Here is a 10,655-nt window from a genome sequence, read left to right on the forward strand (position 1 = left end):
AATGGTGTTAGATCCTCCCTGTGTGCCTTGCTCCAAGGCCACGCAAACAACTGAAATGCAATCGCCATGAAACTTCATCAATTCCTCATTTCCGCCTCCCTCCCCTTCGCTTTTGCCGCCTGCGGCGAAAAGGCCGAGAAAGCCGGGGCTGATGCCAAAGCCGCAATGGAAGATGCCAAGGACAAGACCGAGGCTGCCGCCAAGGACGCCATGGACGCCATGGACGCCACCAAGGAAGCCGCGGAAAAGACCAAGGAAGCCGCGGCCGAAGCGGTTGACGCGACCAAGGACGCCGCCCAGGACCTCAAGGACAAGGCTGCCGAAGAAGCCGACGAAATGAAGGACAAGGCTGCCGACGCCCTCGACAAGGCCGCGGACAGCCTCCGCGACGAAGAGTAATCGGTTCCCGATTTCCAACCCCGGGCCGGCTTCCCGCCGGCCCGGGGTTTTCTTTTTGGAAGATCCGGAGGCCCGGCACCGCCCTTTCGCCGCTTGCAAAGAGCGCGGGCAGGCGAAACAGTCCCCGCGTCCGCAACGCGACGACTTTGTCCATGAAATCCCGCATCGCTTGGCTCGCATTCCTCGCCTCCACCGCCCTTAGCCCGGCCCAGGATCCCGCTGCCAACGCGGCGCCTCCCGCCGGAGCCATCGAGGTCAATGGCATTGCCGCCGTCGTCAACGGCAACGTGATCACCAAGAACAAGGTCGGCTTCATGCTCTCGCCGGTTTTCGCCCAGCTCGCCGCCCAGTTCCCCCGCCGCGGGGCCGAATTCGAGCGTCAGGTGCTGGAAGCCCGGGAAAAGATCCTGCAAGAGCTCATCGACCGCCAGATCATCATTTCGGAGTTCCGGGAACTCGAGAAGAAGGGAGCCAATCTCAAGCCGCAGGTCATCGAGCAGGAAATCGACCGCCAGATCCGCACCAACTACAACGGCAGCGAGGAGAAGTTCGAAGAAGAACTGAAGCGAGCGCGCATGACGCGCGACGGTTACCGCAAGATGACCCGCGAGCAATTGATCGTCCAGGCGATGCGCGCCGAGCATTTCTCCGACGCCCCGCCGCCGCTCCCGGGCGAAGTTGCCAAGGAGTATGCGGAAATGAAGCACCTGCTCCGCGACACGACCAAGGACCAGATCACCTTCAACAAGATCTTCCTGCCGCGTCTCGACGACCAGAACCCGCTCGCCACCCCGGAGAGCCAGTTGGAACTGGCCGAGAAGCTGGCGGCCGAAATCAAGAACGGCGCGGACATCGCCGAGCTGGCCAAGACTCACTCGCGGGACGCTTTCGCCGATCAAGGCGGCTATCAGGAAAACCTGCCCCGCACCGATCTGGCGCCCGAATTTGCGTCCATCATTTTCGCCGGGAAGGAAGGCGACGTGATCGGACCGCTTGAAGATCCCGCCGGCTTCACCGTGGTGAAGATCGTCGACATCAAGCCCGGCCCCTCGCCGTCGCTCGGCGAAGTGCGCGAGCAGGTCGAGGAGCGCGTGCGCAGCAAGAAGAGCTCTGCCGCCTACGAGAAATGGATGGAAGGCCGGCGCCGCAGCGCGGTCATCGTCCGCAAGCTCTGAACCGGGCCGATTCCCCGGCCATGCCGCGCGTTCTTATCACCACGGGAGACCCCGCCGGGATCGGTCCCGAGGTCATCGCCAAGGCCCTGGATTCGGGCGAACTGCCAAGGGGATTCGATTTCCAGGTGCTTGGAGATCCTGGAAATTCCCGTCCGGGTTCGCCCGACGAGACCTCGGCGCGGATTGCCCTCGAGGCCTTGGAGACCGCCGTCCGGATACTCAAGACGGATGACGATGCGGTCGCCGTGGTGACGGGTCCGGTTTCCAAAGCGACCCTCCAGAACGCCGGATTCCCGTACCCGGGCCAAACGGAATTTTTCGCACAATCCTTTGGCTGCGAGAATTACGCGATGTGTCTGAGCGGACAAAAGCTCAGTGTCGGCCTCGCCACCATCCACATCCCGCTGGCACGTGTTCCCGTGGAGCTCTCGATCGAGGGCATTGTCACCACCGGGCGCCTGCTGGAAGGTTTCGCGAGGCGAAAGGTCCGCCGCCAACCGAGGATCGCCGTGGCCGGACTGAATCCCCACGCCGGGGAGGACGGTCGCTTCGGCGACGAGGAGGGCCGCCTCATCACCCCGGCGATCGACCGGTTGAACCGCGAGTTCCCGGGCACCTTCACCGGCCCCCATGTCCCGGATGCCATCTTCCGGCAGGCCGCCGATGGCGAATACGACGCGGTTCTGGCGATGTACCATGACCAAGGTTTGATCCCGCTGAAGCTGCTCGACTTCGACACCGGGGTCAACGTGACCCTCGGTCTGCCAAAACCGCGCACCAGCCCGGACCACGGGACCGCCTTTGGCATCGCCGGGCAGGGCATCGCCCGCCCCGACTCGATGATTCACGCGATCCGGTTGGCCTGTGAACTCGCCTGACATGCTTTACGACAGCTCCGCCGATGTCATCCGCAAAGCCCTGCGCGGCCTCGCGATGGCCCCGTCCGAGGCAGCCGCCATGGCCGGCCTGCCCGAGCGGGACGTGATCCGGGCCAGCCGTGGCGAAGTCCCGCGCGACGTTCTGGCCGCGCTGGCACCGGCGCTCGGCCTCGGCCGCGACGCGCTCGCAGAACTCTCAGCCTATGCACCGCCACAGCGACTGCCCGGATCAATCAGTCGCTTGGAACTTCCGTTTGATGACGAAACCGTCAATGCCTGGCTGGTCTTCAATGGCGCTGGAGGCCATGTGCTCATTGATACCGGCGACGGCCCGAAGGATGTCCGAACCGAACTGGAAGCGCGGAACATTGGAGACATCGAGGTTTTCATCACTCATCGCCACGGCGACCACACCGGAGGACTCGCGGGATTGACGGACATGATCCGGTCGCAGCATGAGCCCGGCGACATGAAGGCGGGCGATCACTGCCAGTGCGGCAATCTGGCACTCCGAGCCATCGACCTCCCCGGTCACTGTCCCGGTGCGCTGGGCTACCTCATCGAGGGGCTGGAGGTGCCGGTATGCGCAACCGGGGACGCCCTCTTCGCCGGCTCCATGGGCGGCTGTGCACCCGGAGCACCCTACCAGGCTGCGCTGGAAGCCTTGCGATCCCGGATCATGAGCCTGCCAGACGATTGCGTCCTCCTGCCCGGGCATGGTCCTGCCACCACCGTGGGAAGCGAAAGGAGCGGCAATCCGTTCCTGACGGCCTGAATCCGACCGGAAATCGGAACTACTTCCTGGGCCGGCTGCTCATCACCAGGCGGATCACCGCCAATGGCAACAGCGAGATCCCGATCGCCGCGGCAGCCACCTGCCAGCCGGGGAAAACGCGGGGCTTGTCGGCCTCGAGCCCGGCCAAGCCCTCGCGGACAACCTGCTCCTTGGGCACGTAGAACCACTCGCGCGCGCCGAAATCGGTATCGGGATTGCGGCCCGCCACCTCACCGAATTCGGTATGGACCGGACCGGGGCAGAGCGCCATCACCCGGAGGCCGTGCTCGTGGACCTCGAGGCGCAGGGCCTCGGAAAAACTGCTGACGTACGCCTTGGTCGCGGCGTAGACCGCAAAGTCGGGGATCGGCAGCGTGCTCGCCAGCGAGCTGACGTTGAGGATCGATCCCTTGCCGCGCTCGATCATGGTCGGCAGCAAGGCATGGGTCAGGTGAGTCAAGGCCTCGACATTGAGGCGAAGCATCGACTCGACCTTCATCCAGTCGGACGTGACGAACTCGCCATAGTCCCCCATCCCGGCGTTGTTGACGAGAAGGTCGGGCACCAGGCCCTTGGCGAGCAGATGGCCCACGGTCTGGAGCCGGTCAGCGGGATCGGTCAGATCCGCCTCCATCGGCATCACCCGCAGACCGGGGTTATTCCGCTCCAGTTCCCCGGCCAGCTCGACCAGACGCTCGGACCGGCGCGCAATCAGCACCAGGACCTCGCACCTCGGAGCCAGCTGCCGGGCGAACTCGGCCCCGATGCCGGCGGAAGCGCCGGTCACCAGGGCACAGGAATAACGGGTCAACGTCACGCAATCAGGCGACGGGTTCGGCCTGGGGCTGCGGGCTGACCTGGACGATGCGCAGCGGCAGGCGCATCAAGAGCTCACCGTCGCAGCCGAGATCGATCGAGTAGATGCCGGCCTTCGGGAAGCGGAGGCCTTGCAGGTTCATGATCACGTTGCGGGTCAGGAACGGCGTGCCGGAAGGAAGCTGGACTTCGAATTCCGGTTCGATCGGCATGTTGGCCGGGTCGAGCGATTCGCCGTCTTCGTTGATGATGTTGATCGAGAGCTTGTGACGGCCGGCGTCTTCCGGAGTGAAGCAGAAGCGCAGGGCGAGGCTGCAGCTCGGGTGAACAACGGGAAGCGCGCGGGCGGCCAGGGTGTCGAAAGTTCCGGAGATGACGAGCTTGCCGTTATAGTCGGCGGCGAAGTCGCAAAGGGTTGCAATTTGGATATCCATGATCGAATGACTTGGGTCAGTGGGAATAAAGCACCGCTTCGGGCGATGCCATGGCCTATGTGGCGTCAATCCCCCGCCGCGTCCAGTCCCGAAACCCCGCCGGGACTATTCTTCCTCCATCAAATCGTCCGGCTCCACCGGAAGTGCACGCGGGATCTCTTCGGTGGGCGCTTCGTCCCCGTCCAAATCGAGCAATTCGACTTCCTGAGCCCTCAGGACGCCCTCGGCCGGTTCCGTATCCCCCTCGGCCAGATCCGATTCCTCGATGATTTCCAGAGCCTTTGGAGCCGGCGCAATGATCTCCTTGATCTCGTCTTCGAGCGGTTCGAAGAACGACCGCACGATCGGAGCGGCATTGCGGCCGCCTCCGACCGACTCGTTCGGGCGGCCTTCGTAGACCGCGGCGAAGGCAAAGCGGGGCTCCTCGAAGGGCAGGAATCCCGCGAACCACGCCAGGTTGGTTTTTGGAGAAATCTTCCACTGCGCGGTTCCGGTCTTGCCGCAGATCTCGGTGAAGCTCAGTCCGGCGGAGCGACCGGTGCCCGACTCAACGACCTCCCGCATGCCTTCCCGCACCACCTCGATCGCGTGCGGATCAACCCCCAACCAGTTCCGGCGCTCGGGGATCGCCTGTTTGATGACCCGTCCATAAGGGTCCTGGACCTGATGGATCAGGTGCAACTTCGGCAGCACACCGCCGTTGGCGATGCCGGCCATCGCCTGCGCCACCTGCAGCGGCGACACTTCGACCGCGCCCTGGCCGATCGCCATGTTGAAGGCGTCGCCGTCCATGAAGCGGCGCTTGTGCACCGTCAGCATCCACTCGTTGGTCGGGATGTTCCCGTCCGTTTCCCCGATCAGGTCGAGGCCGGTCTTTTCCCCGAACCCGAAGCGCCTTGCGGTGTTGAGATAGGTGGCGGCACCGAGCTTGATGCCGACCTTGCCGAACCAGATGTTGTTCGACGACGCCAGCGCCCGGGTGACGTTGATCGCGCCGGCTGCCTTCTTGTTGTGGTTGTGGAAGGTGTGGTTTCCCAAGGTGATCGCGCCCGGGCAATCGATCAGGGTGTCTTCCGTGAGCAAGCCGTCATTGAGGGCGGTCAGGGCGACGATCGGCTTGAAGCAGGATCCCGGTGGATACTTCGATTGGAATGCCCGTCCGTAGAGCGGGGTCGCCGGGTCCTCCTTGAGTTCCTGATAGGCCTTGGTGCTGATCCCCGGAATGAACAGGTTGAGGTCGAACGAAGGCCTTGACGCCATGACCAGGACCTCGCCGGTGTTGACATCGATCAGGACGAAAGCGCCGCGGCGGGCCTGCTTCGCCAGCACCTTCTCGGCGTGCCGTTGCCAATCGAGGTTCAAGGTCGTCACGACATTGCCGCCGGGCCGGGGCCGCTTCGGCTGTTCCTCGGGGAATTTCCGGCCGTGCTCGTCGTAGAGCAGCTTTTTCATCCCCGGTTCCCCGGTCAGCTCGCGGTTGTAGAGATACTCAAGGCCCGCCCGTCCTTCGCTTTCCTCCCACAGCGGCTCGTTGAAATTGATCGGCCCGGTCGGCAATTTGCCGACGCTGCCGGTGTAGCCGACGATGTGGGCGGCGAGCGATCCTTCCGGATAAAAGCGCTGGTAAACCGGATGCAGGATCAAGCCCGAGCTGAGGGAGGATTCGATCTTCGCCTTCTGCTCCGCGCCCAGGTGGGAGGAAATCAACAGGGGAAGCCAACGGCGGTCCTTGTAATGTTCCCACAATTCGTCGTCGGTCGGCTCGCTCACGCCATCGACCAAGGCCTTCGCCTTCTCGATGCGCTGGCGGCCCCAATCGATCACGAACTGCCGGTCGGCCTTCTCGAACTGTTGGTACTGGAGCCCCAGCTGCCACGCCATCCGGTTCTGAGCCAAAGGCTGCCCGGCACGATCCAAAATCATGCCGCGCGGTGCCGGAATCGCCAGGGTGATCGCCCGCGCGTCGCGTCGTGTGAAGATCGACGCGTCGTTCGCCGAAGGTGCCGGTTCGTTCGTCTTGGGGATCGATGCCAGCTCCTGCGCCAGCGAAACAGACGTCACGAGAGCACCGGAAAGAAGTTGGGCGATGATTCGTCTCACGGGCGGATTGCGGCTCAACCTAGGCCGGGAAAGGCAGCAGGGCAACGCTCAATCCGGACCACGACCTGCCACGCCCGGGTCGTCCCATCCCCCGCCCTTCCGTACGGTGACGTCGGCCAGAGCCAGGCCGCTTCCCGATGTCACCGGAACCACTTTGCCATCCCGGACAATCGCCCCTAGGGTGCGCGGCGATGCTCCGGAAACCCACTCGTTTGATCACCTTGGCGCTGCTCGGGGCGGCGCACGCGCAGACCGTCACCCACCGCTGGAATTTCAATTCCACCGGCCCGGCCACCCATGGAACGGTGATTTCCGACCAGATTTCCTCCGCGCCGGGCGTCATCGTGGGCAACGGGGCGGTGCGCAGCGGGACCCAGCTCACCTTGCCGGGGACCACCAACGGCAATGCGATCCCCTCCGGCAATTCGGCCTACTTCGACCTGCCGAATGGCATCATTTCCTCGAAGACCAACCTGACCCTCGAGATCTGGGCCACCGTCCACTCGGCGAAAACCTGGCAGCGGCTGTTCGACTTCGGCAGGATGAACCTGTCCGGCAGCGGCGAGATCCCCCACGACTCGGCCATCGCACCATCCGGCAGCCAGGCGCGGGACAGCTTCATGCTGAGCGTCTCGCGCGACGGCCTCCTCAGCCAACAGCGCTTCTCCGGCCGCATCGATGGAGGCACGGAATACCTGACCGACAACAGTTTCGCGATTGCCGCGAACACCCAGTATCATTTCGTCGCCACCTATCAAAGCGGCGTCGGCACCTTTGCCGCAACCGGCGGCCGCATCACCTGGTACCGCAATGGCGTCGCCACCGGCCAGGTCGACCTCCCGTTCCGGCTCGCCGAGCTCGAGGATGTGAACAACTGGCTCGGCCGCTCCCAGTGGTCGAACGACAGCAACGCCAACATTTCCTACAACGACGTCCGCCTCTACGATCACGTGCTGGGAAGCGCGCAAATCAGCGCGAACTTCGCGGCCGGACCGGATGCCGCCTTCCCCGCACCGGCCGTGCAGGCGGATGCCCTCGTCATGGGTCACGGGCGGAAAGCCCGCATCCGGGTCCTGGAAAACGACAGCGGCGAAATCGCCCGGGGCACCCTGGCCATCAGCGCCCCCCCCGCAGCCGGCACCGCCACGGTTTCCGCCGACGGCAGCATCCTCTACTCCCATACGACCGGAACCCCGGCGGGCGACAGCTTCCAGTACACCGTCGCCAACACCACCGGCCAGTCCTCGACCGGCACCGTGACCATCAACTTCTCCGATGACCTGAAGATCCCGAGCCCGGACCTGAACGTTCCCGCCGCACCGCCGGCCACCGCCTACTCACTGGTCAACGCGCTGGGCAGCCTGACCTTCAACCAACCGCTCTGCCTGCGCACCCCGCCCGGCGAAACCCAGCGGCTGTTCGTCTGCGAAAAGGGCGGCAACATCCGGGTGGTCGACGACGTCACCTCGCCCACGCCGGTTTCGGCCGTGTTCTTCAACCTCGCCTCGCTGGTGAACGGTCGGTCCGGCGAGTCGATCGCCACCGACGGCGAGTCGGGTTTGCTCAGCATGGCCTTCCACCCTGACTACGCCGAGAACCGGCAGTTCTACGTTTTCTATTCGGTCAATCTCAGCGGCCTCCGCTACCAGCGCGTCAGCCAGTTCACCACTCAGGCCGACAATCCCAACGCGGCCGACACCGCCAGCGAGATCGTGATGATCGAGCAGCGGGACCAGGCCAGCAACCACAATGGTGGCGACCTGCATTTCGGCCCGGACGACGGTTTCCTCTACATTTCCGTCGGTGACGAAGGCGATGCCAACGACACCCGCCTCAACAGCCAGCTCATCAACAAGGACCTCTTCTCCGGCATCTTGCGCCTCGACGTCGACCGCGACATGACCCGAAGCGTCGAGCCGACCGCCCACGATGCCATCAAGCTCACCGGCCCCGGCGGAACCGCCCGCTTCGCGATCCCTAAGACCAACCCCTACGTTCCCGTCGCCCTCGGCGGCGATTGGAATGGCACCTACAACGGCAGCAACGTCACCGGCACGGTACGCCGAGAGTTCTGGGCCACCGGATTGCGGAATCCCTGGCGGATGTCCTTCGACGGCGGCACCAGTCCCGCCACGCTGTGGTGCGCGGACGTCGGCCAGGACAGTCGCGAGGAAGTCGATCTCATCACCCGCGGAGCCAACCTCGGCTGGGTCTACCGCGAGGCAAACCTGACCGGCCCGCGCACGACCAACCCGACCATGCCGGCGAACTTCGACGCCCTCTATCACACGCCGCCGGTCTACAACTACAACCGCAACAACGACAACTTCGGCGGCACCTCGGTGACCGGCGGCGTGGTCTACCGCGGAGCCCGCATCGCCGATCTTTACGGGAAATACATCTTCGCCGACTACAACAGCGGCAACATCTGGTCGATGGACACCGGCACCTTCGCCGTCCAGCGGATCGCCGGCGAGGGCAACATCGCCGCATTCGGCACGGATCCGTCGAACGGCGACATCCTGCTCGCCGATCTCGGCGACGGCATCGTCCGCCGCCTCACCGCCACGACCGCCACCGGCAGCTTTCCCGCCACCCTGTCCGCCACCGGTCTCTTCGCCGACCTGACCGATCTCTCGCCCTCGCCCGGGCTGGTGCCCTACACCGTCAATCTCCCCTTCTGGAGCGACCACGCGATCAAGTCCCGCTGGTTCGTCATCCCCGACGGCACCTCCAGCTTCACCGCCTCCACCGACGGCCTCTGGACCCTGCCGGCCGGCACGATCTGGGTGAAGCATTTCGACATGGAAATGCAGCGCGGCGTGCCCGCCAGCAAGAAGCGGATCGAGACCCGCCTCATCGTCAAGACCGGCACCGGCGCCTACGGTGTCAGCTACCGCTGGAATGAGGCGGGCACCGAGGCCTACCTCGCCGCGGATGCCGGGGAAGATTTCGTCCTGGAAATCACCGACGGCGGCAGCCCCGCCCCCCAAACCTGGCGGATCCCCAGCCGGGCCGAGTGCCTGATCTGCCACACGCCGCAAGCGGGCCATGCCCTGTCCTTCAACACCCGCCAGCTGAACCTTGAAAATGCCATCCTCGGCGAAACCGGCAACCAGCTCGAGATCCTCCACGCGCAGAGTTTCCTCACCAGCGACCCCGGCTCCGCGAACCTCCTGCCCCGCTATCTCCGCCCCGATGAAGACGTCTATTCAATCGAGGCCCGCGTCCGCTCCTACCTCGCGGTAAACTGTTCCTACTGCCACAAGGACGGCGGCAGTGTTCCCGCCGCCTCCTGGGACGGGCGCCCGGAACTGACCTTGGCGGAGACCGGCCTGGTCAACGGTGAGGCCACCCAGAACGGCGGCGACTCGGCCAACAAACTGGTCGTCCCCGGCGACACCACCCACTCGATCGTCCTCAACCGGATCGCCGCCAGCAACGGCTTCACCCGGATGCCGCCGGTCGGCAGCAATGTCATCGACCAGGCAAGTGTCGACCTTCTGACAACCTGGATCAACGGCGAGCTCGCCGCACGGCAAACCTACGAGCAGTGGCGCGCAACCAACTTCGAACCGGATGACGACCCCGCCGGTCAGCCAGGCGAGGATCCAGACATGGACGGGCGTAGCAACCGCGATGAGTTCCTTGCCGGCACCCATCCCCTCGACGGCTCCAGCTTCTTCCAGCCGAAGCTCGCCGGGCATCCGGCGACACTCGGATTCACCTTGCCCGCCAACCGCTCGTTCCGGATCGACGTTTCGACCGATCTCGGGCAGTGGAACCCGTGGGATATTCCAGGCAACCAGGGACTTCCCGTCGCAGGCGGGTTCATCGAGTTCGACGTGCCGGCAATCGAACCCCGCCGCTTCTTCCGGGTCGAGCTCGAGGAGAACTAGCCTCCGCCGCCAACCCGCAACTCCGCCGGCCATTCCGACTCAACCTGAGTTGGCGGGAGGCGTGAATCCCGCGTGACACTCTGTTAGAAAAAACACGTTTTTTGGCACTGGCCAGAACTCGGGGACAACTCCTAGCCTCTCGCCCCATCCAACAAATGAGTCCGGGACGGATCCGGAAT

At 64.6% G+C, this 10,655-nt stretch carries 8 protein-coding genes; 5 read left to right on the forward strand and 3 right to left on the reverse strand.

The window, feature by feature from the left end; translation table 11 throughout:
* Positions 1-66: 66 nt before the first annotated feature.
* The 4 genes from IG178_RS05765 (at position 67) to IG178_RS05780 (ending at position 3,227) form a co-directional block, all read left to right on the forward strand.
* On the forward strand, positions 67-399 hold the full coding sequence (locus IG178_RS05765) for a YtxH domain-containing protein (RefSeq protein WP_193211572.1): 333 nt from the start codon (positions 67-69) through the stop codon (positions 397-399).
* A 152-nt stretch (positions 400-551) separates the two neighbouring features.
* Complete coding sequence (locus IG178_RS05770; RefSeq protein WP_193211573.1) at positions 552-1,574, forward strand: peptidylprolyl isomerase; 1,023 nt, start codon at positions 552-554, stop codon at positions 1,572-1,574.
* A 20-nt stretch (positions 1,575-1,594) separates the two neighbouring features.
* Positions 1,595-2,452 carry a 4-hydroxythreonine-4-phosphate dehydrogenase PdxA gene (pdxA, locus tag IG178_RS05775; RefSeq protein WP_193211574.1) on the forward strand — a complete coding sequence of 286 codons (858 nt, stop codon included), beginning with the start codon at positions 1,595-1,597 and terminating at the stop codon, positions 2,450-2,452.
* Position 2,453: 1 nt separating this feature from the next.
* Positions 2,454-3,227 carry an MBL fold metallo-hydrolase gene (locus IG178_RS05780; protein ID WP_193211575.1) on the forward strand — a complete coding sequence of 258 codons (774 nt, stop codon included), beginning with the start codon at positions 2,454-2,456 and terminating at the stop codon, positions 3,225-3,227.
* A 19-nt stretch (positions 3,228-3,246) separates the two neighbouring features.
* Here the strand turns inward: IG178_RS05780 and IG178_RS05785 are convergent, their stop codons facing one another.
* From IG178_RS05785 to IG178_RS05795, 3 genes are all read right to left on the reverse strand, one after another.
* Positions 3,247-4,044 (reverse strand): SDR family NAD(P)-dependent oxidoreductase, encoded by a 798-nt coding sequence (locus IG178_RS05785; RefSeq protein WP_343225931.1) that lies wholly within the window; start codon positions 4,042-4,044, stop codon positions 3,247-3,249.
* A 4-nt stretch (positions 4,045-4,048) separates the two neighbouring features.
* A complete protein-coding gene (locus tag IG178_RS05790) occupies positions 4,049-4,477 on the reverse strand; it encodes a DUF6941 family protein (protein ID WP_193211576.1) in 429 nt (142 codons plus the stop codon).
* Between the two features lie 105 nt (positions 4,478-4,582).
* Positions 4,583-6,577 (reverse strand): penicillin-binding transpeptidase domain-containing protein, encoded by a 1,995-nt coding sequence (locus IG178_RS05795; RefSeq protein ID WP_193211577.1) that lies wholly within the window; start codon positions 6,575-6,577, stop codon positions 4,583-4,585.
* Between the two features lie 191 nt (positions 6,578-6,768).
* Between IG178_RS05795 and IG178_RS05800 the strand changes: the two genes are divergently transcribed.
* Complete coding sequence (locus IG178_RS05800; protein WP_193211578.1) at positions 6,769-10,476, forward strand: PQQ-dependent sugar dehydrogenase; 3,708 nt, start codon at positions 6,769-6,771, stop codon at positions 10,474-10,476.
* Positions 10,477-10,655 lie beyond the last annotated feature (179 nt).

Source organism: Neoluteolibacter marinus (assembly GCF_014904755.1).
In the GTDB taxonomy this organism is placed as follows: Bacteria; Verrucomicrobiota; Verrucomicrobiia; order Verrucomicrobiales; family Akkermansiaceae; genus Haloferula; species Haloferula marina.

Coding starts and splice junctions, on each gene's coding strand:
- IG178_RS05765 (WP_193211572.1), top strand. CDS start 67: ATGAAACTTCATCAATTCCTCATTTCCGCCTCCCTCCCCTTCGCTTTT.
- IG178_RS05770 (WP_193211573.1), top strand. CDS start 552: ATGAAATCCCGCATCGCTTGGCTCGCATTCCTCGCCTCCACCGCCCTT.
- pdxA (WP_193211574.1), top strand. CDS start 1,595: ATGCCGCGCGTTCTTATCACCACGGGAGACCCCGCCGGGATCGGTCCC.
- IG178_RS05780 (WP_193211575.1), top strand. CDS start 2,454: ATGCTTTACGACAGCTCCGCCGATGTCATCCGCAAAGCCCTGCGCGGC.
- IG178_RS05790 (WP_193211576.1), bottom strand. CDS start 4,477: ATGGATATCCAAATTGCAACCCTTTGCGACTTCGCCGCCGACTATAAC.
- IG178_RS05800 (WP_193211578.1), top strand. CDS start 6,769: ATGCTCCGGAAACCCACTCGTTTGATCACCTTGGCGCTGCTCGGGGCG.